Annotated in this window: 37 protein-coding genes; 35 read left to right on the top strand and 2 right to left on the bottom strand. The window is 30.5% G+C overall.

The annotated features are described in order from the left end of the window. Positions 1–33: 33 nt before the first annotated feature. The 12 genes from ACQKNX_RS07755 (at position 34) to ACQKNX_RS07700 (ending at position 7,746) form a co-directional block, all read left to right on the top strand. A complete protein-coding gene (locus ACQKNX_RS07755) occupies positions 34–366 on the top strand; it encodes a hypothetical protein (RefSeq protein ID WP_427428379.1) in 333 nt (110 codons plus the stop codon). Positions 367–512: 146 nt separating this feature from the next. Continuing rightward, positions 513–1,586, top strand: a complete 1,074-nt coding sequence (locus tag ACQKNX_RS07750) for a tyrosine-type recombinase/integrase (protein ID WP_427428378.1) — start codon at positions 513–515, stop codon at positions 1,584–1,586. Positions 1,587–1,654: 68 nt separating this feature from the next. Next, positions 1,655–3,010 (top strand): hypothetical protein, encoded by a 1,356-nt coding sequence (locus tag ACQKNX_RS07745; protein ID WP_427428377.1) that lies wholly within the window; start codon positions 1,655–1,657, stop codon positions 3,008–3,010. Next, positions 3,003–3,980, top strand: a complete 978-nt coding sequence (locus ACQKNX_RS07740) for a hypothetical protein (protein WP_427428376.1) — start codon at positions 3,003–3,005, stop codon at positions 3,978–3,980. The genes ACQKNX_RS07745 and ACQKNX_RS07740 overlap by 8 nt, the downstream gene beginning before the upstream one ends. A gap of 273 nt (positions 3,981–4,253) precedes the next feature. Further along, positions 4,254–4,703 (top strand): hypothetical protein, encoded by a 450-nt coding sequence (locus ACQKNX_RS07735; protein ID WP_427428375.1) that lies wholly within the window; start codon positions 4,254–4,256, stop codon positions 4,701–4,703. 94 nt (positions 4,704–4,797) lie between these two features. Beyond that, entirely contained in the window at positions 4,798–5,028 is a 231-nt protein-coding gene (locus tag ACQKNX_RS07730; protein ID WP_427428374.1) for a hypothetical protein, read from the top strand. 42 nt (positions 5,029–5,070) lie between these two features. Further along, a complete protein-coding gene (locus ACQKNX_RS07725; RefSeq protein WP_427428373.1) occupies positions 5,071–5,460 on the top strand; it encodes a reverse transcriptase-like protein in 390 nt (129 codons plus the stop codon). Between the two features lie 20 nt (positions 5,461–5,480). Beyond that, positions 5,481–5,720 (top strand): hypothetical protein, encoded by a 240-nt coding sequence (locus tag ACQKNX_RS07720; RefSeq protein WP_427428372.1) that lies wholly within the window; start codon positions 5,481–5,483, stop codon positions 5,718–5,720. Between the two features lie 303 nt (positions 5,721–6,023). After that, on the top strand, positions 6,024–6,296 hold the full coding sequence (locus tag ACQKNX_RS07715) for a hypothetical protein (RefSeq protein ID WP_427428371.1): 273 nt from the start codon (positions 6,024–6,026) through the stop codon (positions 6,294–6,296). Positions 6,297–6,324: 28 nt separating this feature from the next. Further along, on the top strand, positions 6,325–7,017 hold the full coding sequence (rnhA, locus tag ACQKNX_RS07710; RefSeq protein ID WP_427428370.1) for a ribonuclease HI: 693 nt from the start codon (positions 6,325–6,327) through the stop codon (positions 7,015–7,017). Positions 7,018–7,052: 35 nt separating this feature from the next. After that, positions 7,053–7,307 carry a hypothetical protein gene (locus tag ACQKNX_RS07705; protein WP_427428369.1) on the top strand — a complete coding sequence of 85 codons (255 nt, stop codon included), beginning with the start codon at positions 7,053–7,055 and terminating at the stop codon, positions 7,305–7,307. Between the two features lie 247 nt (positions 7,308–7,554). After that, entirely contained in the window at positions 7,555–7,746 is a 192-nt protein-coding gene (locus tag ACQKNX_RS07700; RefSeq protein ID WP_427428368.1) for a hypothetical protein, read from the top strand. A 52-nt stretch (positions 7,747–7,798) separates the two neighbouring features. Here the strand turns inward: ACQKNX_RS07700 and ACQKNX_RS07695 are convergent, their stop codons facing one another. Then, positions 7,799–7,987 (bottom strand): hypothetical protein, encoded by a 189-nt coding sequence (locus ACQKNX_RS07695; protein ID WP_427428367.1) that lies wholly within the window; start codon positions 7,985–7,987, stop codon positions 7,799–7,801. A gap of 132 nt (positions 7,988–8,119) precedes the next feature. Between ACQKNX_RS07695 and ACQKNX_RS07690 the strand changes: the two genes are divergently transcribed. From ACQKNX_RS07690 to ACQKNX_RS07675, 4 genes are read left to right on the top strand one after another with little or no spacing between them, the layout of a single operon-like run. Further along, positions 8,120–8,575 carry a macro domain-containing protein gene (locus ACQKNX_RS07690; RefSeq protein ID WP_427428366.1) on the top strand — a complete coding sequence of 152 codons (456 nt, stop codon included), beginning with the start codon at positions 8,120–8,122 and terminating at the stop codon, positions 8,573–8,575. 34 nt (positions 8,576–8,609) lie between these two features. Continuing rightward, positions 8,610–9,011: a hypothetical protein gene (locus tag ACQKNX_RS07685; protein ID WP_427428365.1), complete on the top strand. Its 402-nt coding sequence runs from the start codon at positions 8,610–8,612 to the stop codon at positions 9,009–9,011. Between the two features lie 45 nt (positions 9,012–9,056). Further along, positions 9,057–9,314 (top strand): hypothetical protein, encoded by a 258-nt coding sequence (locus ACQKNX_RS07680; protein ID WP_427428364.1) that lies wholly within the window; start codon positions 9,057–9,059, stop codon positions 9,312–9,314. Between the two features lie 11 nt (positions 9,315–9,325). After that, the gene (locus ACQKNX_RS07675) at positions 9,326–9,949 is read left to right on the top strand and encodes a sigma-70 family RNA polymerase sigma factor (protein WP_427428363.1); all 624 of its coding nucleotides are present in this window, start codon (positions 9,326–9,328) and stop codon (positions 9,947–9,949) included. Positions 9,950–9,994: 45 nt separating this feature from the next. On the opposite strand, the gene ACQKNX_RS07670 is transcribed toward ACQKNX_RS07675, so the two are convergent. Next, positions 9,995–10,156 (bottom strand): hypothetical protein, encoded by a 162-nt coding sequence (locus ACQKNX_RS07670; RefSeq protein WP_427428362.1) that lies wholly within the window; start codon positions 10,154–10,156, stop codon positions 9,995–9,997. Between the two features lie 90 nt (positions 10,157–10,246). On the opposite strand from ACQKNX_RS07670, the gene ACQKNX_RS07665 reads away from it, so the two are divergent. The 19 genes from ACQKNX_RS07665 to ACQKNX_RS07575 all read left to right on the top strand — a co-directional run bounded on the left by ACQKNX_RS07665 (position 10,247) and on the right by ACQKNX_RS07575 (position 22,839). Beyond that, entirely contained in the window at positions 10,247–10,489 is a 243-nt protein-coding gene (locus ACQKNX_RS07665; RefSeq protein WP_427428361.1) for a hypothetical protein, read from the top strand. Positions 10,490–10,519: 30 nt separating this feature from the next. Next, positions 10,520–10,834, top strand: coding sequence for a hypothetical protein (locus ACQKNX_RS07660; RefSeq protein ID WP_427428360.1), 315 nt, complete (start codon positions 10,520–10,522; stop codon positions 10,832–10,834). Positions 10,835–10,874: 40 nt separating this feature from the next. After that, complete coding sequence (locus ACQKNX_RS07655) at positions 10,875–11,138, top strand: hypothetical protein (RefSeq protein ID WP_427428359.1); 264 nt, start codon at positions 10,875–10,877, stop codon at positions 11,136–11,138. 1 nt (position 11,139) lies between these two features. Next, the gene (locus ACQKNX_RS07650) at positions 11,140–11,334 is read left to right on the top strand and encodes a hypothetical protein (RefSeq protein ID WP_427428358.1); all 195 of its coding nucleotides are present in this window, start codon (positions 11,140–11,142) and stop codon (positions 11,332–11,334) included. Beyond that, on the top strand, positions 11,318–11,809 hold the full coding sequence (locus ACQKNX_RS07645) for a hypothetical protein (RefSeq protein WP_427428357.1): 492 nt from the start codon (positions 11,318–11,320) through the stop codon (positions 11,807–11,809). Before ACQKNX_RS07650 ends, ACQKNX_RS07645 begins: the two co-directional genes overlap by 17 nt. 333 nt (positions 11,810–12,142) lie before the next feature. Beyond that, positions 12,143–12,307 carry a hypothetical protein gene (locus ACQKNX_RS07640; RefSeq protein WP_427428356.1) on the top strand — a complete coding sequence of 55 codons (165 nt, stop codon included), beginning with the start codon at positions 12,143–12,145 and terminating at the stop codon, positions 12,305–12,307. Between the two features lie 221 nt (positions 12,308–12,528). After that, the gene (locus ACQKNX_RS07635; RefSeq protein WP_427428355.1) at positions 12,529–12,825 is read left to right on the top strand and encodes a hypothetical protein; all 297 of its coding nucleotides are present in this window, start codon (positions 12,529–12,531) and stop codon (positions 12,823–12,825) included. Between the two features lie 33 nt (positions 12,826–12,858). Then, entirely contained in the window at positions 12,859–13,437 is a 579-nt protein-coding gene (locus tag ACQKNX_RS07630) for a hypothetical protein (protein ID WP_427428354.1), read from the top strand. A gap of 30 nt (positions 13,438–13,467) precedes the next feature. Beyond that, positions 13,468–14,766, top strand: a complete 1,299-nt coding sequence (locus ACQKNX_RS07625) for a hypothetical protein (RefSeq protein WP_427428353.1) — start codon at positions 13,468–13,470, stop codon at positions 14,764–14,766. A 69-nt stretch (positions 14,767–14,835) separates the two neighbouring features. After that, on the top strand, positions 14,836–15,060 hold the full coding sequence (locus tag ACQKNX_RS07620) for a hypothetical protein (protein WP_427428352.1): 225 nt from the start codon (positions 14,836–14,838) through the stop codon (positions 15,058–15,060). 312 nt (positions 15,061–15,372) lie between these two features. Next, positions 15,373–15,780 carry a hypothetical protein gene (locus ACQKNX_RS07615; RefSeq protein WP_427428351.1) on the top strand — a complete coding sequence of 136 codons (408 nt, stop codon included), beginning with the start codon at positions 15,373–15,375 and terminating at the stop codon, positions 15,778–15,780. A gap of 38 nt (positions 15,781–15,818) precedes the next feature. After that, entirely contained in the window at positions 15,819–16,382 is a 564-nt protein-coding gene (locus tag ACQKNX_RS07610; protein WP_427428350.1) for a hypothetical protein, read from the top strand. A gap of 87 nt (positions 16,383–16,469) precedes the next feature. Then, a complete protein-coding gene (locus tag ACQKNX_RS07605; protein ID WP_427428349.1) occupies positions 16,470–16,640 on the top strand; it encodes a hypothetical protein in 171 nt (56 codons plus the stop codon). A 26-nt stretch (positions 16,641–16,666) separates the two neighbouring features. Beyond that, complete coding sequence (locus ACQKNX_RS07600; protein ID WP_427428348.1) at positions 16,667–17,110, top strand: hypothetical protein; 444 nt, start codon at positions 16,667–16,669, stop codon at positions 17,108–17,110. After that, a complete protein-coding gene (locus tag ACQKNX_RS07595) occupies positions 17,107–17,721 on the top strand; it encodes a hypothetical protein (protein ID WP_427428347.1) in 615 nt (204 codons plus the stop codon). Before ACQKNX_RS07600 ends, ACQKNX_RS07595 begins: the two co-directional genes overlap by 4 nt. Positions 17,722–18,064: 343 nt before the next feature. After that, positions 18,065–19,423 carry a hypothetical protein gene (locus ACQKNX_RS07590; protein WP_427428346.1) on the top strand — a complete coding sequence of 453 codons (1,359 nt, stop codon included), beginning with the start codon at positions 18,065–18,067 and terminating at the stop codon, positions 19,421–19,423. A gap of 98 nt (positions 19,424–19,521) precedes the next feature. After that, positions 19,522–20,685: an AAA family ATPase gene (locus tag ACQKNX_RS07585; RefSeq protein ID WP_427428345.1), complete on the top strand. Its 1,164-nt coding sequence runs from the start codon at positions 19,522–19,524 to the stop codon at positions 20,683–20,685. A gap of 62 nt (positions 20,686–20,747) precedes the next feature. After that, positions 20,748–21,338, top strand: a complete 591-nt coding sequence (locus ACQKNX_RS07580; RefSeq protein WP_427428344.1) for a hypothetical protein — start codon at positions 20,748–20,750, stop codon at positions 21,336–21,338. Between the two features lie 10 nt (positions 21,339–21,348). Beyond that, positions 21,349–22,839, top strand: coding sequence for a DnaB-like helicase C-terminal domain-containing protein (locus ACQKNX_RS07575; RefSeq protein ID WP_427428343.1), 1,491 nt, complete (start codon positions 21,349–21,351; stop codon positions 22,837–22,839). Positions 22,840–22,853 lie beyond the last annotated feature (14 nt).

Here is a 22,853-nt window from a genome sequence, read left to right as displayed (position 1 = left end):
CGAAAATAGTGACAATTACGGTAGGTAATAGAAATGAGTGGGATTACACATCTAATCCTAAAATTACAACTAATACAAACATGTTCGGTAAAACTGTTTGGATTCAATAAGGGGGGGGGGCTGTATGATATGAATGAGAAATTACAAGAAATCATTGACTATTTAAGTGACGGTTCAAATTATGATAAAGAAAATTTAATCAATGACTTATCAATGGATTGTATTGATACAATGGGAATCCCACCAAATGAGCTAAGTATTACTTCAAGTGGCAGATTAGTTGGTGATTTAGATTCGTATAATAAAGAATTGTTTAACGAAGTAATAAAGGCGGTAAAAAATGTTATTGAATCGTTTAAAGAATAAATTAAATAAAAGGAACATATTATTAAGAAAGTCGATTAGAAATAGTCGGCTTTTAATTAAATAATTACATAAAATAGTTGTAATTAAAAATAAACTAATATATACTTACATTAACAAATACTTAGATTAATAAGGGGTTGTGATTAATGGTTATGGCTAATTACAATACATCATACATGAGTAAATATATAGGAGAGTATATAGAAGAGTTTTTAAAAGTAAAAGGTAAGAAATCTTTTAACACAGAAAAAACATACAGATCAAGTTTAAATCAAGTTTTTAAGGATATCTTAGGAATTAAAGAATACGCTTATATAACAACCGGAAATATTGAGTATCAATTACGTTCAGAAGTACTATTTGAATATTTTGATTCATTGTATGATGCAGAAAAAGAAGATGGTACTAGGATGTACGCTAATCAAACGATAAATAATAGACAATCTGCTATTAAGTCTTTGATTACATATCTAAAGACGAAAAAAATAAATGGTAAAAATTTAATTAAATATGATTTAGATGATTTGAAAGTAATTGAATCACTTAAGAATATAGGCGAAGAGATCGAAATGATACCATTCGATTTAGCAATGGATTACATCAAACATTTTAGTAAAGAAGAACAAGGATTAGATAAATCATTGATTATTGAATTAGCTATAGACTCTGCACTTAGAGCTTCTGAATTATTAAAAGTTGAATGGTCAAATTTCACACCAGTAGAAGATGGAGTTATCATGAAGTCTCATGGATATAACAAAGGGAAAGGGAATGAAGAATGGATAGATAAGATATCGTTTGAATTATACAATAAATTGTTGAAACTAAAACAAGTTGGTAATACCGATAGAATATTTACTTTAACATATAAACAATTAGTAGGAATGATGGATAGAGGAAATGAAATACTTAATGATACTGGTGTTAAATATTCATTTCACTCATTTAAAAAGTTAGCAGTTACTATGTGCTACTTGAATAATGGAAATTGCATAGATTCTGCCATGAAGAAAGCTCGGCATAAAAATGTAAATACAACAATGAGGTATTTAAGACTAACAAATTTAAATGTGACAGGCATCATGTCTAATATGATGAATACTGAAGATGATTTATATAAGAGTGCTACCCACGAACTGTTATTAGAATGTTTAGAGGAAATGAGACAAGATATGTTAGTTATTTTAAATAATAAAATAAAGAATAAATTAAATAAATGAACAATATTTAATGACGCTATAGATATTAGGTGGTAATATAAAGATATACAGGAAGGGAGATTTGATAAATGCGAATTAATAAAAATAGAGAGCTATTAGAAACAGAAATCAAAAGCTTTATTCCATTAGTTGCATCTACAGTAAGTAAAGAGGATGTTGATTTAATAGTAGAACATCTTAATAAAAAACATGGTATAAGAACTAGTGATATTTATTCCTTATTTAATAATGCGAACAATGTAGGTAAGTTAGAGTTAGAAGAATTAGCTTTATTTGGTCAACAATGTGCAATTAATTTAAATATCGATCATATTGAATGGATGAATGAATGGTTTACAGACAGAGAACAAAAGGAATTTGAGAGCTTTCAATTTGTAGATATGAGTAAAGCTGATGAAATAGATTTCCCAATGGTGATTTCTAATGTTTCTGATTTAGGGGATGGATACTATAATTGTTCATTATCCAAACAACAATTAGGGAGATTATACAAATATGGTAAATTAAATTATAATCCAAATGTCCAACGTGGTATGAGAAAAGTAATTCGATATGGAATTGAAACAGAAGAGCCTATAGTTATTCAGAGCAAAGTAAATGAAATTAGAAAACTAATTTTAGAAAACAAATTCAGACCTAACACAATTACTCTAAATGCAAAACAAATGTCTTCTTTAGATGGAGTGGAGTTACTATTTGATGCCTCAAAGAATACATTGACTATAACAGAAGGTTCAATATTAGATATTGTAGATGGTATGCATCGTATGTTAGGAAATTATAGTGCCTATTCTAAAAGAAAAGATCTACAGGGAGCATTCCCAATAACTATATCTAATAAATCTGATGAAGAAATCAAACGATATCAAGCTGATTTAGATAAACATACACCATTAACAAGAGGTAGAATTAAGGAACTATCAGATGTGAGTTTCGTAAATGATGTAATAGATATACTCAAATCTTCTGGAGATCTAAAAGGAAGAATTACTACTAGTACAGATAATAAACACACATTAAAAGGTAGTGATTTTATACCTTATAAAGTGCTTCATGATGAAATAAATGATGTATTTGTTATCAACAGTCGATTAGACGCCCATAAAATTGCGAAAGATATTAATGAGTATTTAATGTATTTATTTGGTCTATTTGGAAAACATGAGAAGGATGAATATAGAGTGTTATTTGATGCAGATATATTTGAAGGACACCTTACATTAGTTAAATTAATGAAAGAACAAAATATTAGTTACGATAATTTAGAAAAGATAATAGATATCAACGAATTCAAAATAGATAATCCTAGATGGTCAGAATACCATGTATTAGGTAACAAAATAGGTAAGCTAACAAAGAAAGACAGAAGGAATATTTCTAACTATTTTGTGAAACTATTAAAGGAAGTGAATAACGATGTATAACAAAGAATATAAAGAAGCATTTATCAATGCCTTAGAGAGAAAAGAAGATTCCAAAATGCAATACATGTCAATGTTTAATGTCGTTGAACCAATAGAGGTGCGTATTGGTAAAGATTTATTTGATATGAATATGGACGAATTAGATGATTTGTTCTATAGATTAGGAAGAAAAACTAGTAGAAGTGCAGTTCAATTTTTCAATTTAATTAAATCTTATATAACTTGGGCAAAGGATAATGGGTACAGTGAAAGTAGATTGCATCCTATTGTAGACACTATAAATAATGAATTTGTAGAAAAATATTTATACAAAGAAGGCAATCAATATTACACAAGAGCACAAATATTAGAAGCAATTAATCATTTAGTTAATCCAAGAGATAAGGCTATCGTTTTATGCTTATTTGAAGGTATATTTGGAAAAGCATGTTCTGAAATAATTAATCTTAGATATGAGGATATTATAGAAAGGGACGAAAAATACTATGCTTCACTATTAAGTGACGAAATCAACTTAACTAATAGACAATTAGAGATATCTAAAGAATTATATGATTTATTAATCTTAACTTATAATACACAAGAAACGTGGAATGAAAAAGGTAATAAGAGTAGAGTAGTTGATGGTGAATTTATATTTAGAAAGAACAGAGTAGGATCTAATGGAGATATCAGGCTTACACAAGGTTTGATAGTTGCGAAATATATGGAAATAATTAAGACTGCATTTGATGATGGGCAACTTAGTGCCTCAAGAATAAATAGTTCAGGGCTAATGTGGTATGCAAATGAATTTATGAATCATGATAGAGTTTTAAACAAAGAAGTGGTAGCTAAACTAGTGGAAAGATTCGATTTACCAACAACAACTGTAAATGGTACTGTATACCCATCTTACACTCGATTTAGAGAAAGAATAGATGTTAATTATATGACACGAGTTTATGGCGATTTTAAAATGAATTTTTAATTTTTAAGGACTGAATGTTTTATCATTCGGTTTCCTTTATACATAATAAATAAATAAATACAAAAAACAGTTTGTTATTTACTAAGACCTATTAAAATAATTAATCTATTAATTGCAAAATTAATTGTTCTTAATAAATACCAAAAAACAAGAACAAACGTTTGGTTATTCTTGTTGACATCGATGTACAATATTGGTAGAATTGTAATATAGCAATAAACATTGGTACTATAGTTTTAATTAAATAGGCAAGCAAAGGGGGAAATTTAGAGTATGGCAAATACTTTAGTAACACTTGAAGCTAAATTAATCGTAAATGATAGATCTCCAGAGGAGCTAATAAACTTCTACGATGGGATGATTGCTCATGATGGTTTACATATCATAACAGAGAAGGGTAAAAAATTAGTCGTTGAATGTGTTGATTCAACAATTACAGAAATATTAGTTTACAATGAAGATGATGAGGAAATTTCGGTGCTGAATAAAAAATCAGAAATACAGTATTATCCTTCATTAAACAAGGCATTTCGTATTAATGACTTATTACGAATTAAAGGTAAGGGGATTTTTACAATTATCCTTACGCCAAAATTCTCTTTTCTTTACAACAGTGACAATTCGTTGACAATTGAAACGGAAGGTGTCACAAATGTTTCAGAATTAAAGCTGTACTTAGAAAATAATTATCCTGAATATCAGGTACTCCGTAAGATAACTTAAGGTTGGGGAGCAAATGGAGGAAATTATCTAGGTGTGGTATTAGACGAAACTAATGTCGCACCTACATAAAAACGTATAATATAGTAAATACATAATGGAGGTTTTTAATATTAGAAAATATGATGAAAGATGCTATGAAGATATGGGTTTCTTTATAAAGCAGGACAAGTGGAGTGAGGGCTATAAAGTAATAAGAGATGAAGATGGTTGGGTATTTGACATGGTGCATAAAGACAAAGCCTCCGCACAAGAGTGGATAGAAAGTATGGTTGAAATGATAAACAATTCAAAGGTAAATTGGAGTACCTATAATTTAAGAAATTAAATACATATGAAAGATATTTAAGATGAAAAGAGGGTAATACATATGATTAAAATTTATTCTGACAGTAGCTATAAGAATGGTATATCTACACATCATTACTACGTTATGAAAGGAAATAAACAAATTAAGAGACGTACTTTTATAGGTATTGATGACAAATCAACTAAAGCTGAGGCTACCACCATTATAAAAGCGTTGCAAATGGTGATGAAGAAAGGATGGGACAACGTAACAGTATATACGGATTCACTCGTAACAGTTTTTGGAGTTAAGAATGGAAGATTTAAAAATGAAGATTATCGTTACATAGCCCACTTGCTGAAGGTTACAAATTCTAAAATTCAATGGAAACGTCGCACTCATTTTCGAATTAAGAAAGCTGATACTGAGTGTAGAAAAATGATGCAAACTAAATTACGTAGAGTAATTTAAATGGATGGGGGGAGGAGGATATGAGTGCAGAAATGGACAATTTAAGTAACACATTTAATGATTTAATAATTGAGCATAACACTGGAATTATGTTTGAAAGTGATGATTCGATGATATCATGGAAGGCTAGGTGTGATTGGTTCATTAAACAAATGGTAGACATAAAAGTTGGAGCAGGATTTGAGTATTTTCGATTACAACGAGAATATAACCCACTACAAGAAAATGACAAGGTAGGAGAGGGTGAAGAAACTGAATAAAGAAGTAGCATATGATCAATTAGTGACTGTTGGAAAGTGCGCTAATAAAGAATGTCTGAATGTATTTACAACTGAAGACGAATACCTGATTGATGACTTTAATTTATATTGCGATTCAATTTGCTATACAAAAGTTATGTTGAGAGAAGGAACAGTAAAGGAGGTTAAGTATTAAGATGCATAATAAGATAATAAATACATAATGTATAGATTTTAATTAAATTTAGTAATGCATATCTGATTAGCTGAGTCATAATAATGAAGTAATTATCAAAAATATAATACATAATTGGAGAGTACATAATGAATCAATACATAGTTTCGATAGAATTAAATGGTGAAGAATATAACATGAATGTAAAGACAACTTGTAAAGAATCTGCTTTACAGTATGCGAAGGACAAGCTTAAGTTTGACAAAATAATCGGTGTAGCAGAAAAGTTGGATTTTAAACGTAAACGTTTTGGCTATTTGGGCAATCCAGATCGTACACCATATGGCAGTAGGAGTAAGGATATTAAGTCTGCTAAAAATACTAAACGTGGAAAGTCTGCTCAAAAGAAATACGTAAAATGATAAATACACAAAAGGTGGAATATAAATTATGGGGAAAATAATTATTTATACTGATGGAGCATGTTCTGGTAATCAAAATGAAACTAACTTTGGTGGTTGGGGAGTAGTATTACGTCAAGGTAAAAACACAAAAGAGTTGTTTGGCGGAGTAGTCAATACAACAAATAATAAAATGGAATTACAAGGAGCTATTGAAGGGCTTAAAGCTTTAAATCAAAAGGATATTCCAGTTGAATTGTATTCAGATAGCAATTATGTAATTCAAGGCATTTCATCATGGATTCATGGATGGAAGAAAAACGGTTGGAAGAATGCTAGTAAGAAGCCAGTCGAGAATAAAGAGCTGTGGATCGAATTAGACAAACTTAGAAATACATTCAATGATATTCAATTCATTAAAGTTAAAGGTCATAATGGTGTGGAATTAAATGAATTAGCTGATGATTTAGCGAACAAAGGCGTTGACTTAGCACGTAACGGAAAGTTAAAAGAAGTGACTCATCAAGAAGATGTAAAAGAAGAAGTCAAAGTTATTTCGTTATGGGATAAACTGAAGCTTCAAATTGATAATCTTGAAATCATGTACGAACAACACATGAAAGATAATGATTCAAGTGTATCAGTATATTGGCAAGTAGAAACAATTAATGAGATCTTAAAAGGGTTAGAGGTTCAAGTAGGTGCTGATAAAGTACGTGAAAAGTACAGCGAAGCGTTTTAAATAAAGCCACTTTATCATAGAAGGAGATAGTTAATTTGAAAGAATTTGGTATTAGCAATGTTGCAGATGTGAAGATTATAAATAGTATTACTGGGGACGTTGAGTTTGAAGGACAAGCTCTAACAACTGATTTAGATACTGATAAACACTGTATTATTTCGTATGAGATAGAAGTCGGCAGTATTAATCTTGGTATTGATAAAGATAACGAAGAACTAATGAAGATTATTGACAGATTTAATGAGATTCCTTGTCAAAGTTTTGCTTTCCCAATAGATAAAACTAAATAATTGTGGAATATTATAAAATACATAAACAAAGGGTTATATGAAGTAGAGTGGGTATTAATTATCCCTACACTAAAAATTAATAAAACAATTACATAAAATACTTGTAATTATTTGCTAGATAGTTTAATATGAACCTATCGAAGAAATAATAGTAAATATTGAACTTTCACATTATTTAAAGTTGTTATGTAGCCAAAGTCAATTGATTAGTTAAATAATTACATAATAATGAAATGGGGATGTTGAAATGTTTGAAGAAATAAAACAACTTAATGAGGATACCAGAGTACAGGATAAGCTTAGAGAAGCAATGATCAAGCAAATGGAAATTGGTTATCAGGAAATGGGAGCATTAAATTTAGAGATAGCAAACGAATGGTACAATGTCGAAAATCAAGCTGAAACGATTAATGAAAATAACTGGAAATGCGAATGGTAAATATATAATAGAAAGAAATTGTGCAGTAAAAAAGCCGATTAGAGTATTCCAATCAGCTTCTGTTTTTAAGTTTTTTTTCTGTTTCCATACCCACACTGAAAACAGCGATAATCATACTAAAGAAAAAAAATATTTGAACGAATCTGTCTGCTGTCCAATACCCTAAAAAATTCATGAAAACAAGGTTGATAAATAAAATTGTTGAAACAATTCTCGTATAGAAACGTAAATTACCAGACATTTCATACCTCCAATTTATGTAAATATAATTACACTTTAAGGTTAACATGTAGTGGGTATTTAAACCATTTTTATTACTGCACATTTTGAGGAAATTAAGTAATAACTACATTTTATTAAGGGAGATGTAATAATGATCAACATTGTAAAAGGTGACATTTTAAATACCGATAAAGAAATAATCGGTCATCAAGTAAATTGTCTTGGGGTTATGGGTGCAGGTTTAGCTAAACAAATCAAAAGTAAATACAGTGAAACATTTTTTGAATATAAAAAGATTTGTGATGAACATACGGATAACAGAGAAGATTTAATGGGACATGTGTATATGGCTCACAATTCAAATGGCAAGATTATCGCCAATATCTTCAGTCAATTAGATGTTGGTAGAAATGAACGAAAGACAGATTATAAGAAGTTAAAGGAGGGGCTTAAGAAGGTTTGTAAATACGCAAAAGAAAATAATCTATCTGTAGCTTTACCTTATCGAATTGGATGTGGATTAGCAGGGGGTAATTGGAACATCGTTTATAAAATAATTGATTCTGTCTTTGAAGAATATGAAGTTACATTATATGAGTTTTCATAATAGGATGTTTTTATAAAAAAGGGGAATGAAAATTATGATAGTAAAAACTAGAGTAAGTAAAGAAGTTGGAATTGCCATTGATAATTTCAAGAAGATGCAAAAAGAAAAATTCAATATAACTGATATAGATGAACTATTTAGTATAGCTACAGATTGGTGGAATAGAGAGGAGTTTCATGAGTTTAGAGATTTACAGTATGTACATGAATTGAAATTTATAGATTTCTGCAATGCATTTTATTACGGGTATGAAATTGAATATACTTCAGAAGAAAAAATTAAAGAATTGTGTAAAGAACATAGTGAAAAACATTTGAAATATGTAAAGGAAAATAATAATTATAACTTGAGATATCATCAGGGATATGTATTTGGGATGTGTGAAGCGCTTGAGATATTAGGAAAGAAAATTGATGGAGTAAATATTAATTTTTAAATAATACGATTTTTTATTTAAATATATATAAATGAGGTGAATGAGATGTCAAGAAATTGGATAGAAGAAATTAATTACAGTAGAACGAAATCACATCAGTTTGTAGTTACATATAAAGACAGTAGTACACTAGTATCTTTATCAGAATTAGGCTCTATTACATATAAATCACCAGTAATAAATGTATTATTTATAGACACTGTATACAGCAAAGACAGATTGTTAGAAGTAGACGGTGTAATGAGCGTAACAGTACCAAAGAATGGTAGGTTACTTAATAATAAAGAGAAAAGTACATATTAGAGGTTACATGAATGGAAAAATTAAATAATGAGCAATTAGTAAAATTATATCAAAGTGAATCTAATGAATTAGCTTTTGAAGAGCTTTACATGAGAAACAGAGGACTAATTATTGATGTAATTAACAAATTTAAAAATGCCAAATTGATCAACAATGATGATGTATCAAGTGACTGCAACCTTGCTTTTTCTAGGGCAACTAAGACATTTGACACATCCAAGAACTGTAAATTTTCTACATACTGTTATTCGATTATGGTGAAAGAAATTTTGAAGAGTATAAATACAGCGTCCAGAGGAAAAAGAAATCCTTCTAAATATAAATTTTCTTCTTTGAATGAACAAGTAAATGAAGAAGGCAGTAAGTTGATTGATATCTTAAACGCCTCAGATAGTGATGTCTTACATATAGAAGATTATACCTACTTACATAATGCAATTGAATACGCAAAAACATGGGTAATTGAAAAGTATCATCCATACTTGATTCCATTGTTATTCAGGGAAACAACTACAAATGAAGTAGCTCCTTTAATTGGAATTAGCTCAAGAACAGTTCATTATACAATGACTATGTTTAGGGAGCATGTACGTGAATACATTTATCATTACAGCAGTGGAGAAATAGTCTCCTAGTAATTCATAAAAGAATTATATTATTGATACAAAAAAAGGATGAAATCATCCTTTAGGTTTAGTTTCAGCTTTTTTATTAAGAAGTGCCAATGCTTCAATGTATTTCTTCGCAATCTCCAATTCATCATCAGAAATATTATCAAGAAGTTTTTTCAATGCAAGATGCTCATCACAGTTAACTGTATTAACGTTGGGTTTTTCAGTCATACATAATCAATCCTTTACTACTTATATCACAGTAATGTTAGCATTTTACATTGGTCATTTTCAAATAAAACGATTAGGGAGTGAATGTGAATGATAAATCCTTATTACAGATCAAAGGTAACATCGAAATTAGTTGATGTAGAGGATTTTGGTGCCATTAATTTAGATGAGCTACCAATTAGAGTACATAAAGACAGAAGAGGTATTTATGAAATATGTTGGGTAATGACATACGTAGAAGGTGAAAAAGAATATGTACTATCTGAATGTGGAGGAGTTAGTTCATTTGATTTTGCAGGCAGAAGTTTAGGAGTTATAAAGGAAATTAAATAAAAAATAAGTATTATTGAAAGGAGTGATTTAGTGGAAATAAAATTTGAAAACGGTTCAACCATTACATCGATTGATACAAATGACGTAATTCGTGGTCGTTTATTTAGTCATGTGATTGCTCCAAAAGATTTTGAATACATACTATGTGAGCGAAAAAACGGTAAGAAGTTCATTAAAGTGATCATGTATTTTAATGATGCAAACGGGTATATCGAGGTGGCAAGAATAAACCCAATTAAGAATGCTTTTAACGAGGATGGCTACGGAGATATCAATCATTTATTCAGTTACTTAGAAGACAATCAGAAAGTTATTAGTAGCATTAAAGAACAATTAATTAAATAATAATTCACTATTATGAAATGAATATAATGGGAGGTAGAGGATGAATATAGAGGTCAACAAAGTAGAGGCAAGTATCATTGAGTTAGGAGATATTTTCTATTCAAAGAGAAGTAAGGACTACCTAATTCTAATTAAAAATCTTGAAAATAGATTTTATTTACATGGACTTGATGGAGAACGCTTTGTAGCTAACTTTTATGAGTCAATAAATCGTGCTAAGGAATGCTTACAATTAGAATTAGAAGAAGGACTTTACATACATTATCCTCAGTCAAAATATAAATTAGTAATGGAGGAAGTTTAACATGAAGGAGTTTGCAGTCAGGAATATTTCATTAGTCAGTAGTAGTTTACTTTTCTGGTCATGGTTTTGGTATTTAGTGAAATATGAAAGTATCGAAGCAGTAATATTTATAAATTTAATTAGCTTAATTGGAGTTTTAGTCGCTTTGATAACTGATTTATATATAGAGGAGGATTTAAATGCTTTCGCAACGTAATATCAACAAATTAAATCTTAATGCAATATATAAATGTAAACCCAATAAGAAGTGTAGAGGTAAGCTGTTTGAGGATGATTTATACCACTGTTGTAATTGGACTTTTGAAGTCATTAAAACCAAGGATGGATACTACATGAGGGATACATATTGGAGAGGTCAAGACAGTTTATACATAAAACTGACAGATGATAATTTCAGTATCTTCACTCTTGTATTTGATAAAGATGAAGTGATTTACATTAGTGAAAGTGCTAAAAATAGCTATGAAAAGGGAGATGTATTCTCAATAGCAATAGATTCAGGAGGATGGAGATATCCTAAACATCTTAAGATGAAACATGCTAAGAAAAGCAAGAATAAATTGATTGAAGTGATTGATAATGAAATCTTTGATTATGAACAAAAAATTAAGTCATTAAAACACAACAGGAAATATTTAATGGATCAAGATGAAGTACCAAGTTGGTATTAAATAATAGTACGATATCATTTAAAGGAAGTGAGATAAGTATGGATAAACCAAACTTTACTATTAAATCTTCTAGACCAGTCAAACCTAAGAAAGTGCCTAAAGGAACAAAAATTATCGCACTAGATGAAAATAAAATTCTTATAAGTGAGGGAGATTAGCATCCTGAAGCAAGTACTGTAATTGACTTCGGAGCAAGGTATGTTGATAGAGCAGGAATTGATCAATACGGGAATGTAGTATTCGGGAATCGAGGATTTAAGTATAAGGATCACGGTGTAAAATGGGATTTCTACTACGAAGATAATTAATTGGAATATAAAAGGAGATTGTTAAATGAGTAATAACGATAAGTTTAGCGAAGCATATTGGAACTCACATTACATAGCAAACAATGAAGCACATAATATAGAGATTCGAGAATGGCATGAAGCAAAATTAGAAGCTTTTGATTTATGTATTAAACTGTTCAATATTGCCTTACAACCTAAGACATGGTAAGAAGTTAGTTCAATAATAGTTTGGTTTTATTAAAAATGGGGTGAAAAGTTGAAATTAAAAGGACTTCTATTTAATTGTACACCTAGACTAGAAAACACTAAACACTGTTACATTTTCAGATGGTTTGGATATGAATTAGTGATTAATAAATAAAAATACATAATTTTAATTAAATAAAATACACGTTTTATTGAAAATACATAAAAAGGAGATATTAAAATATGCAAAGAGTAATTTTTGATGTAACAGAGGATACCGTTGGAAAAGTAGCAAAACAAATTAAATCCAGTAAACCAGATAGCATGTTAGTCATAGCACCGATGTCAGGAAGTTGTTCAGTACATGCACCAAGCAAGTCAGGTAAATATAAAGGGTATCATCGTATTAAAATGGAAGTGTGGATTCCAGAGGATGCGATCAAAGGAGACAGTGCGTTAGATGATTTTGGATTAGTAACGATGTTGCGATTGCCTAAGTCAAGAGTACAACCTCATTTAATTCGGGAAATTGAAGATTAAATAATATTTTTCTTTTATGAAAGGAGTAAATGAGTGAATACAGAATATTTGAAAGAGCAACTAACCAATATTAAAGTGTTTTGTGATACATATAGTACTATAAGTGAAGAAGATAAATATTTACATAATGAAATATCGAAATTAGTAGGAGCTGTGAGAAGCAAAATTTGGAATGAGGAGTATGATGAACGTAACAAAAATCGACTAGAAACAAAGATAATTGATGGAGTGAAAGTAATTATTCCAGAATTTATGAATGGTCTCGGAGAAGATTGTAAGTTTAAATACGTTGATAATGTTCTATATGCATTACCAATTAAATGTTCTATAGATAAAGATAACTCATTTCATGAATATGCATATGTGTATAGCAAAGAAAATGAAAATAAACATACTAGATTGATAGTTAGGTTATTAGGTGGGGACAAGTTTGGGAATCGTATTTTTACAGAAGCTAATTATTATAAAAAAGTAGAAAGTTATAATAAGTATCTAAATAAGAATTACGGTAGAGATGATCGCTTCCCAGAAAAGTTCAAAAAGCAAGTAGAAACGGTAATTGAAGAGTTCAATAAGTTAGATGGCGTTAATGATTTTAGTCCAATTAAGTAATAAATTACATAAAAAAGGGGAAGATGATAAATGCAATTCACATTAATAGAGGAACAATACAGTAAAATTAAAAAAGATATTTTAGGAAATCAATTCGATTTAACTTTTGAGAAGAATAAACTGAAGGCATATTTAGGTAAGGATATTTACAATTCATTAAAGCAGTCTAAAGCAATTATTGCAGGCGGTATGATTTCAAGTTTATTCACTAACAAAGAAATTAATGATGTAGATGTATATTTCCGTGACTATGGTTCACTTTACTTATTTGCAGACCAAACTTTATCAGGAAATCACGTAGTATCACATACAAGTAAAGCAACACAATTCCTTACGAAAGGTACTGAAATTTTAGTTCAGATTATTCATTACCGTACATATGAGAAAGTAGAAGATATTTTTAATACATACGATTTTACAGTTTGCATGGGTGCTTATGATTTTGAAATTGAAGAATTCATTTTACATCCAGACTTCCTAAAACATAATTCCCAACGTATTTTACGATTTAATTCAAATACTAGCTACCCGTTGATTTCAGCCATTCGTACACAAAAGTATGAGAATAAAGGATATACAATTTCGAAAGCTGAGTATTTCCGTATTCTAATGACTTGTATGACATTGAATATTAATTCTTACGATGAGTTAAAAGAACAGTTAGGTGGTATGTATGGTGAATCTTATGATCGACTATTCGAAGATGTAAAAGACGAGGAATTTGATTTACAAGTTGCAATTGAACGTATTGCCAATTTCACTAAATCAGACAGTTACTTTAAAGAATATCAGCCAATAGAATATGTCATTGACGATATTTTAGATGAATTAGATAAAGGTGAACACTTAGTTGTCACATTGAAAGACGGTAATAAATATCGAGTTATCAACGGAATAGTAATAGGGCAATATTATTCAGATAAAGAAGCTGTAGAGGTTAATGGTGTAGAGATATATAAAGATAAGAAGTTTTATAAGTTCGTTAAAAAATCAGGAGAAACACTTCAAAGCTTCCATAATTCATCATTTAAATATGTAGTGGGAGAAGAAGTGAAAGCTGAATTTGATTATATTAACGGTTCGAATAGTAGTCGAGGTAAATTGTTCTTTAATCACAAAGATTACATAAATAAGTCTACATATTACACTAATAACGGCAGAGTATTAATTGAAGTTGAGATTGATGGATTAGATGTGATTGAGGATGATTTACATAACATTAATGCTACTAAGTGTAAGGTGATTCGTGAAGTACCAGAGTCAGAATGGAAAGAATGGTTGGGTGGAAGCTACGTACCTTCTGACGATAATTCAGACGCCCCATTTTAATTAATATTCTGCTTTTATTAAAGGAATAAGAATGGAAAATAACAAAATATAGAAAAGAGGAATAATAACATGGAAACTGGTTCTGTATACTTAAAATCCAATCACCATTATAGTTTTAGGCACAATCAAGAAAATCCAAGAGTAGTTAGTGTAGTTATGTGTACACCTTCAAGTGAACTAGGTGAGCGTCCATGTTTCAAAGTTGAGTATGAAAGTGATTTAGGAATTGATTATATTCCTTATGAATCTGTAGTATGTGGATATTGGAAAGTTATAGGGGATTCAAAACAATAAATACATATTAAATAATATTTCAGTTTTATAAAAAGAGGGGTGTGTGATGTAGGTTGAATGAATTTGTTGTCAATACTTTATCAATTTGTTCATACATATCGGCAGTATTAATTATTGTACTAGGTTGTTTGGTAGCAATCAGCTTATTGCTTTATCCAATATACATTTTATTTAACAATGTATTATATAAGCGCACTAAAGGTGTTATCTATTTTGTTCAGTTTGTTAGATTTAAAAAGCAATTTATCAATTGGTATAAAGAAAATCAACCAGATGTATATAAGCCTAAATTAAAGAAGGAGGAAAAATTAAATGAATAAAGTAAATAAAAAGGAAGTAATTAATGCGTTAAATAGCTTGGAAGTAATTGAGTCAAGTGGTGGAGATTCAGCATATGTCTTAGTTGAAAATAATAAAGAGAATCATGAGATTTTAAATGAAGTAGGAATCTCTAGCGAAACCATTAATAAGTACGGTGATGAAGAAACTTTTTGCATCTTAGCATTAGGTTTCAGCGAATGGTTGATCGACTTATATGACGGCAATAAGTGCGTCCTATTTGATAAAGAGATTAAAGTACCGATAGCCAGTGGTAAGGAGATTGTATTGTTTAAAGTTGATAATAAGATTAGCGTTTCGATATGGGAAGACAGTGGTGACGTATATACTAAAGAGTTATCAGTTGAACAAATTAATGAAATCAAGACTTTATTAAATTAATTAATAATCACATTTTATAAAAAATAGGGGGAGATTTTGTGCATAAATTTTATGAGGATTTAAAGGAGTATATACTAAAGCAAGGTAAAGAGTTAAAGAAGACTTTGATTCCGTATTATGAAACGTTGTTTCAGCTTGAAAATTATACAGAAATGAAAGAATTTCTAACTACATATCAAAATAGTAATTTTACTTTAGATTATAATGAACCGGATGAACGTGATCCTTACTCAAATGGATGGATTGAGGTTTACGAAATGAATAATCCAATATCCTATAATATTGAGTTAGATATCGGCTGTATGCAGGGAAGTTATTGTAAATGTGAACCAAGTGATCTAGGATTCAACTTATTAAGAGAATGCTGTGGAATTGATTGTGATGTACATTTACCTAAAGTTTCTATCGTTAAAGAAGTAAAAGTGATGAATCATGAATTCCAAGGTTATGAACGTGATTTATGGACACTTGAAGATAAGTGGAATACTGAAAGTGAAAAAGAACTACAGCTTAAGCGGAAATTAGATAATGTACGTAATTTAGAAAATCAAATCGAAAATCTACATAAAGCATTAGAGGAAGCTAAATCACAGCTAGATTAAAAATAATTAAATAAATACATAAAAATACTTGAAATTATAAATTTGGATGTTATAATAAGGATATAGTTAAAAGGAGGAGGGGTTAAGGTGAGTAAAAGGTTGACTTATGAAGAAGAGCAGGAAATATTAAGTGAGTTAGATTGCTTAAATGATCAAGATGTATTCGTAAGAGAAAATATGGTCTGGTGTAGTAAAACAATAAATAAATTACTTCTAGAATTACACTTCATGAGAAATCAACTAGTAAGTAGTGGTTAAATAAATACATAAAGGTGGTATATTTGATGGTAGAAACACCGCTAGAAAAGAATCAAGTACAACTCACATCTAAGCACAGACTTAGTTTTGATAGGTACAATAAAACATTGTCATTTAAATATCAGAAACGTGGAGGCAAAGGAAAGAACGCTCCACTAATTGATGAATATGCTTATGGTAATGAGTTACACTATAGCAGTTGGAAAGCTTTAATGAATAGGTTATTAGATGAAGAGTTTAGAGAAGGACTTACTACAAAGGATATTTCAGATATTGACAAGTTGATCTTAGCATTAAAGGAATCATGTAATCACATTGTTAAGGTTTCTAATGAAATGAATGAATACATAAAAGAAAAAATAGTAATTGATTTAGGAGAGTCAACGAGTGGTCGAGGACGCAAGAAGGTAGTTAGAGGTATCGAAATTAGCGAAGACGAAGTAAAAGATGGTGATGGTGATGCTGATTGACCAAACGCTACGTAGGAATTGATCCTTCTAGTATGACAGGATTCTTTATACAAGATGAAACAGGTAAGATTATAGTTGAAACTGATTTATTCTATACATATAGGAAAGACCCAGAAAGAATGATTTATATAGCTGAAGAAATAATTAAAAAGTTGAATATAGAAACGGATATAGTTTGTATTGAAAACTTTAGTTATAATTCAGTCGGACAAGGAATCGATTATCAATATGGTGTGGGATGGGTGATAAGAGAACATCTGCACAAAGCAGGATTCCACTACTATGATGTAAGCCCAAAAAGCTTAAAGAAATTCGCTACTGGTAACGGTAATTCGTCCAAGAAGACAATGGTAACTCCTATTGAGAAAAGATGGGATTATAAGCATCCAAGCGATAATGTCACTGACGCATTCATACTAGCAGAAATAGCTAAAGCAATTGATCAAGGTGATGAGTACAAAGGTTTAAAAGCTCATGAAAAGCAAGTTATTAAGGTTGTAAAAGATGGAATAATGAATATGGAACAATGGAAGGAAGTTAAGCCTCCTCCTTGGATGAATCCTAGAAGTAAGTATTATTTCAAGCGTGAAGGATTAGGTTTGAATTATTGAAAGCTATACATAATTAGTTAGTACGAACTATCGAACCTAGAACAATGTAGATAGCATTAATTACACTTACATAAGTAGAGATAGAATTATAAAATTAATAAACACGAATGTTCTGAAGTAATAAGTTTCGCCAAAGCTTGTTGCGTACGTTTTTATAAAAGTTTGTGAATTATTTAGCCCTGAAAGGCTTATAAACATTGAATATTAAATTTCAATTCACAATCTTTAATTCAATAAAATCCTAATATTATAAAGTTTTAATTTAGGCTAGATGCATTGTGACAGGTTCGATATTTATAAATAATAAAGAAAATACATAATTAGAATTGGAGAGGTTTATTATATGGCTAAGAAAAACAAAGGTGACTTTAAATTAAACAAAAAACACGGAGGTAAAGAATTCTCAAATAGCTTCCATTTCGTAGGAAAAGTTAAACCTGTACAAAAGAAAGATAAAGATACGGATAGTTGGTACGATGTTGAAATCTTTGACACTAATAAAACTCAAACAAATAAAGACCGTCGAGTATTACAATTTATCGTTGAAACAGCGTTTAAAAATGAGCTTAAAGTTGAGTTAGCAGGAATGGAAATGGGAAGTGCGTATGCTTATAGTTCGACTCATAAGAAAACTGCAACACTCGATTGGAATGATCGCTTAGATAAATCTAAATATCCAGACGAAACATATCACTTAATTCAAACGGATTGGGACAAAGCAGAACGTCTTGGGCAAGTTGTTGAAAAAGATATGTGGGTAGAGGTAAAAGGTAAGTATGAATTTAGCTCATTCACTAATGATGAAGGACAAGTAATTAACAATGTTAAGCGTATTATCGAATACATTGTGCCACTTAAAAATGGTGAAGTTACAATTAAAGGTTTAACAGAAGGAGATACTTTCAAAGCTTACGATTCTGCTGATGGTGGAAATTATTTAGGGATGGGTAAAGCCAATAAAGAAGGAGTAGCTACTGTTCGTGTAGGTTGGTTAAATCCTGAAGGTGGAAAATTATACTTAACTAAAGTTACTGACGATGTAGAAGGGCAACGAGTAGAACAAGAGTATAGCTCCACTACAGTAGAAGGTGAACGAATTACAGTTAAAAATAATGTAGACAGTCAAGTTGGACTACCTAAAGCAGATGGAAGCCGAGGTTACAATTATGTTCCTTATGTACGAAACTTTAAGGATGAGAACTTTATAGAAATCAACTCATTCGAAATGCAACTAGGTATCAATTCTACATATCAAGATGAAACTACTTTAGATACTAAAATCAACGGAGTGTACTTAGATTACGGTAAAGATAAGTCTGTACCACGAGATGTTGAGTTAGTAGTTTATCACAAGGAAGCTGAAGAAGGTAAAACTCCTTTTGCTACAGCATTCGGACGACTGAATCACTTAGACTTCTTAGTAGTAGAAGGTATCGACAATAATCGTGCTGAATTCACGATGGTAGAAGTAGCAGAAAAAGTTGAAGAAGATAATCCTTTTGAAGATGTAAGTGAAAAAGTTACAAGCTACGAACAAGCTTCATCTGGTACGAAAAAAGGGTTAGAGGTATTACGATATATTCAAGGTACATTCGCTCGTGAATTATTGACTGAAGATGAAATTACTTTAAATGTAACAACTAATGAAGATCCGTTTTCTAAAGCTCCAATTGAGGTCAATGAAGACGACTTGCCATTTTAAAGAATAAAAGAATTATTTAGTACATAAGAGTTGTATAATTGAGGGAGTTAATTCTCCCTCTTAAATAAAAACTTACATAAAGAGGAGAATGATTTAATATGGCAGGGTTCCGAGAAAAAGTAAAAAGTAATAAACCAAAGACGCAATTAGAAAGTATTACAACGTTGGTAGCAGGTGGATGGAAAACAGGTAAGACTCGATTGTGGAAAGAGGTAACAGAATTACACTATACTTCACCAGATGATGTACTATTAATGGCGTTTGAAGATGGCTATGAAACATGGGAATTAGATAACATCGTTGCATTACATGAACAAGGCACAGATGATACTCTATGGAAGGTTTGGGATTACTTCAAGAAAACTGTTGTACCTGAATTAGTAAAAGAGGCAAAAGATAACCGTGTAACAAAATTAATTGGTACAGATACGGCGGATAGAGCAATTGATGCATGTACTGCATGGTTGTTGTATGATCGTGGACGTAAATATGGAAAAGTATTCGCATCACTTCAAGAAATCTCAGACAATACATCTGAAAACGGATGGGTAATTCTGGGTGAAGAATTAAAGAAACCATTTGAAACTTTAAAAAATGCAGGATACGGACTGTTCCATATTGCATGGACTAAAGAAAAGGAAACAACTTTACATGACGGTAAGAAATATAATTCTATTCAATTAATGATGAATAATACAGGACGTAAAGTATTCGAATCACAGGCTTCACTGATTTGTTGCCTATTTAATGAAACGTCAGTATTAGACAAGTCAGGTAATGAATTAGATGAGAATATTAAAGATAAAAAAGGTAAAGAAAAGGCTACTAACTTTCATGATACACAAACAATGATGTACTTCCGACCATCTGAGTATGTTGAAATTGCAGGAGGACGTTATACTAATTTACCTGAGAAAGTAGAATATAGTGCAGAGAATTTCTTAAATGTATTTGAAGAAGCTGTAAAAGGTCAATTAAAGAAGACTACTCAAACAGTAGAGGAATTAAAAGAGGAAGAGCAAGTTGAACGAGAAGAAAAAGTCAAAGAGTTAGTAGAAAAAGAAGATGGGGTAAATAACAACCCAGATGAACTACTATCCAAGATTGACAAACTCATTCCTACTATGACACAGGATCAAAAGGTAGAAGCAAGTGTAGAATTTGAAAAAGCCTTTAAAGTTAAAAACTACAAGCAAGAAAAAGGTAATTTAGAAAACTTAAGAATCGCATTAGATATTGTATCAAAAATTATAGAAAAATAAATACATAAATGGGGTAGGATAGATTTATTCTACCCTTTATTTTTAAATAAGAGGTGAAAGAATTGCCGAAATGCCAATGGTGTAAAGAAGTTGGAGAAAAAGAAGTTATGTATTGTGATGAAAAACCTACTGGACAATTTAACAAAAATGGATCACCAAAAATGTTTAGAAAGTATTTCCATTCAACGTGTCATGATCTTCAACTGAAAGATAAGGAGTATAAACTGGTTGAAGCAGACAAATTAACCGATTTATATAACTATATACTTAGCTTACATAATATTATCGCATTAGATGGAAGAATGATGGAGAAAATTCAAGATTTAAGAAATGGGAGTGTGAAAATTAATAATAAAAAGGTGACGAAATATAAAGAAGGCGTTCCTTATGAAGTAATGTTGCAGACATATATTCATTTAGCTTCAACCATTGACGGTATTCTTCATTCAATGCATTTCAATGAAAAATGGAATGAATTTTCGTACATATTTGGAACAGTAACGAGAAGTGTAAATGACGTAATGAAAATGAATAAGCATCAAGACAAGCAAATTCATAAAGCACAATCAGTTCCTTCGGCAGAGGTTGAAATTCAAGTACTAGTTAAGGAAAAAAAGACAAAAGACAACTTGGATATTTCAGAGTTTTTATAGGAGTGAGTAAATGAAATTCATTAATGAATTCGTAGAGCCATCCTTCTTACATGAATCGTTGATTAATGGATACCTTTGGTCAAATCCAAGCATGTATCAAAAGTATAAATCGCATAAGGTTTCACGTTCAACATTTACAGAGGATGTATGGTATTTCTACTATACTTTAGGGTTAGAGTTATTTGAAAATGGCATTCGAGATTTTAGTGATAAGACTGTCTATACATATGTGGTGTCAAGACCTAAAGAGGTTGGAAAGAAGAGTTATATTGAAGCGTATAATTCATTTGGTGGATATGAGACAATTTCAGAAATAATGGAAGCGTGTAAAGACGACTCGCAAAACGATGAATATCACTTTAACGAAATACAAAAATATGAGAGCTTACGTAAATTACAGAATGACTCCTTAATTAATGTAGAAGACAAGACGTTGGTAACTAAGCTTTGTAAAATGTCTTTAAAGCAAGTACAGGTTTATATTCAGCTTAAGTATAAAGAAGCTTTTGCACATATAAACTCTGGAGATGTTATTGAACACGACTTAGTTGATGATTTAGAGGGAGCAATTCAAGAATTAAATGAAGGTGAAGCAATGGGTATACCATTACACGATGCTCCACGTTTAAACCGCAAAATCAAAGGTTGGAAGAATGGATCGTTATACTACTTAGTTCTGTCTTCAGGAGTAGGAAAAAGCTCACTAGCAATGGAGAAGTTCGTTCTCAGCTTATTTGAAAATGAAGAAAAAGCAATTCTAGCGATTAATGAAGAAAGCGTTAAGAAGTGGAGGCATTTACTTTTATCAACAATTTCAACAAAGATTTTAAAGAAGCCAATTAATCGTGAAAAAATGTTTGAAGGTAACTTTACAAATGAGATGTTTGAAAAATTGAGAAATGCGGCTAAATGGGCAGAAACAAAAGGTAGAGGTTTAATTAAAACCTTAGAACTTAAAAAATTCCGTATGCAAGATATACATAATCGAGTGGAACTGTATCGCCCTAAAGGATACTCTAAGCTAATAATAGATACTTTTAAACCTGATCGCTCACAAAGTGACATGGCTCGTTGGGAAGCTTTCTCAAACTCTGCTCAAGAACTACATGATTTAATTAAAGAGGATAATTACAACGTGGGTACTTTAGCTACTGTGCAATTAAAACTAGGGAAAGAGACACGATTCTTAGACTTAGATAGCATTGGTAAAAGTATGGAGATTGTAGAGGTAGCTTCAGTAGTAATGATGGGACGATTAATGTTCGATGATGAGTTTGAAGGTAGGTTCGCCCTTAATGCTTATAATTATAAGAAGGATGAGTTAACTGGAGAATGGTGTCGAGATGAGTATAAACTTGATAAAGACAAACAGTACTTGATAATATTTTTATCGAAGAATCGCTTTGGGAGTGAAGATGAACAAATTATTTATGAGGTTAATTATGAAATCAACTCATTCAAAGAAGTTGCATTAGTCAAAGTTCCTCGTTACGGAAATTAAAAATAATGTAAGTA

Origin of the sequence: Lysinibacillus sp. NPDC093712 (genome assembly GCF_050280025.1) — a bacterium.
Lineage (GTDB): Bacteria > Bacillota > Bacilli > Bacillales_A > Planococcaceae > Lysinibacillus.
The sequence above is the reverse complement of the archived record's forward strand: the minus strand, read 5'-3'. Positions and strand labels throughout refer to the sequence as shown.

Coding starts and splice junctions, on each gene's coding strand:
- ACQKNX_RS07755 (WP_427428379.1), top strand. CDS start 34: ATGAGTGGGATTACACATCTAATCCTAAAATTACAACTAATACAAACA.
- ACQKNX_RS07750 (WP_427428378.1), top strand. CDS start 513: ATGGTTATGGCTAATTACAATACATCATACATGAGTAAATATATAGGA.
- ACQKNX_RS07745 (WP_427428377.1), top strand. CDS start 1,655: ATGCGAATTAATAAAAATAGAGAGCTATTAGAAACAGAAATCAAAAGC.
- ACQKNX_RS07740 (WP_427428376.1), top strand. CDS start 3,003: ATGTATAACAAAGAATATAAAGAAGCATTTATCAATGCCTTAGAGAGA.
- ACQKNX_RS07735 (WP_427428375.1), top strand. CDS start 4,254: ATGGCAAATACTTTAGTAACACTTGAAGCTAAATTAATCGTAAATGAT.
- ACQKNX_RS07730 (WP_427428374.1), top strand. CDS start 4,798: ATGGAGGTTTTTAATATTAGAAAATATGATGAAAGATGCTATGAAGAT.
- ACQKNX_RS07725 (WP_427428373.1), top strand. CDS start 5,071: ATGATTAAAATTTATTCTGACAGTAGCTATAAGAATGGTATATCTACA.
- ACQKNX_RS07720 (WP_427428372.1), top strand. CDS start 5,481: ATGAGTGCAGAAATGGACAATTTAAGTAACACATTTAATGATTTAATA.
- ACQKNX_RS07715 (WP_427428371.1), top strand. CDS start 6,024: ATGAATCAATACATAGTTTCGATAGAATTAAATGGTGAAGAATATAAC.
- rnhA (WP_427428370.1), top strand. CDS start 6,325: ATGGGGAAAATAATTATTTATACTGATGGAGCATGTTCTGGTAATCAA.
- ACQKNX_RS07700 (WP_427428368.1), top strand. CDS start 7,555: ATGTTTGAAGAAATAAAACAACTTAATGAGGATACCAGAGTACAGGAT.
- ACQKNX_RS07695 (WP_427428367.1), bottom strand. CDS start 7,987: ATGTCTGGTAATTTACGTTTCTATACGAGAATTGTTTCAACAATTTTA.
- ACQKNX_RS07690 (WP_427428366.1), top strand. CDS start 8,120: ATGATCAACATTGTAAAAGGTGACATTTTAAATACCGATAAAGAAATA.
- ACQKNX_RS07685 (WP_427428365.1), top strand. CDS start 8,610: ATGATAGTAAAAACTAGAGTAAGTAAAGAAGTTGGAATTGCCATTGAT.
- ACQKNX_RS07680 (WP_427428364.1), top strand. CDS start 9,057: ATGTCAAGAAATTGGATAGAAGAAATTAATTACAGTAGAACGAAATCA.
- ACQKNX_RS07675 (WP_427428363.1), top strand. CDS start 9,326: ATGGAAAAATTAAATAATGAGCAATTAGTAAAATTATATCAAAGTGAA.
- ACQKNX_RS07670 (WP_427428362.1), bottom strand. CDS start 10,156: ATGACTGAAAAACCCAACGTTAATACAGTTAACTGTGATGAGCATCTT.
- ACQKNX_RS07665 (WP_427428361.1), top strand. CDS start 10,247: ATGATAAATCCTTATTACAGATCAAAGGTAACATCGAAATTAGTTGAT.
- ACQKNX_RS07655 (WP_427428359.1), top strand. CDS start 10,875: ATGAATATAGAGGTCAACAAAGTAGAGGCAAGTATCATTGAGTTAGGA.
- ACQKNX_RS07650 (WP_427428358.1), top strand. CDS start 11,140: ATGAAGGAGTTTGCAGTCAGGAATATTTCATTAGTCAGTAGTAGTTTA.
- ACQKNX_RS07645 (WP_427428357.1), top strand. CDS start 11,318: ATGCTTTCGCAACGTAATATCAACAAATTAAATCTTAATGCAATATAT.
- ACQKNX_RS07640 (WP_427428356.1), top strand. CDS start 12,143: ATGAGTAATAACGATAAGTTTAGCGAAGCATATTGGAACTCACATTAC.
- ACQKNX_RS07635 (WP_427428355.1), top strand. CDS start 12,529: ATGCAAAGAGTAATTTTTGATGTAACAGAGGATACCGTTGGAAAAGTA.
- ACQKNX_RS07625 (WP_427428353.1), top strand. CDS start 13,468: ATGCAATTCACATTAATAGAGGAACAATACAGTAAAATTAAAAAAGAT.
- ACQKNX_RS07620 (WP_427428352.1), top strand. CDS start 14,836: ATGGAAACTGGTTCTGTATACTTAAAATCCAATCACCATTATAGTTTT.
- ACQKNX_RS07615 (WP_427428351.1), top strand. CDS start 15,373: ATGAATAAAGTAAATAAAAAGGAAGTAATTAATGCGTTAAATAGCTTG.
- ACQKNX_RS07600 (WP_427428348.1), top strand. CDS start 16,667: ATGGTAGAAACACCGCTAGAAAAGAATCAAGTACAACTCACATCTAAG.
- ACQKNX_RS07590 (WP_427428346.1), top strand. CDS start 18,065: ATGGCTAAGAAAAACAAAGGTGACTTTAAATTAAACAAAAAACACGGA.
- ACQKNX_RS07585 (WP_427428345.1), top strand. CDS start 19,522: ATGGCAGGGTTCCGAGAAAAAGTAAAAAGTAATAAACCAAAGACGCAA.
- ACQKNX_RS07575 (WP_427428343.1), top strand. CDS start 21,349: ATGAAATTCATTAATGAATTCGTAGAGCCATCCTTCTTACATGAATCG.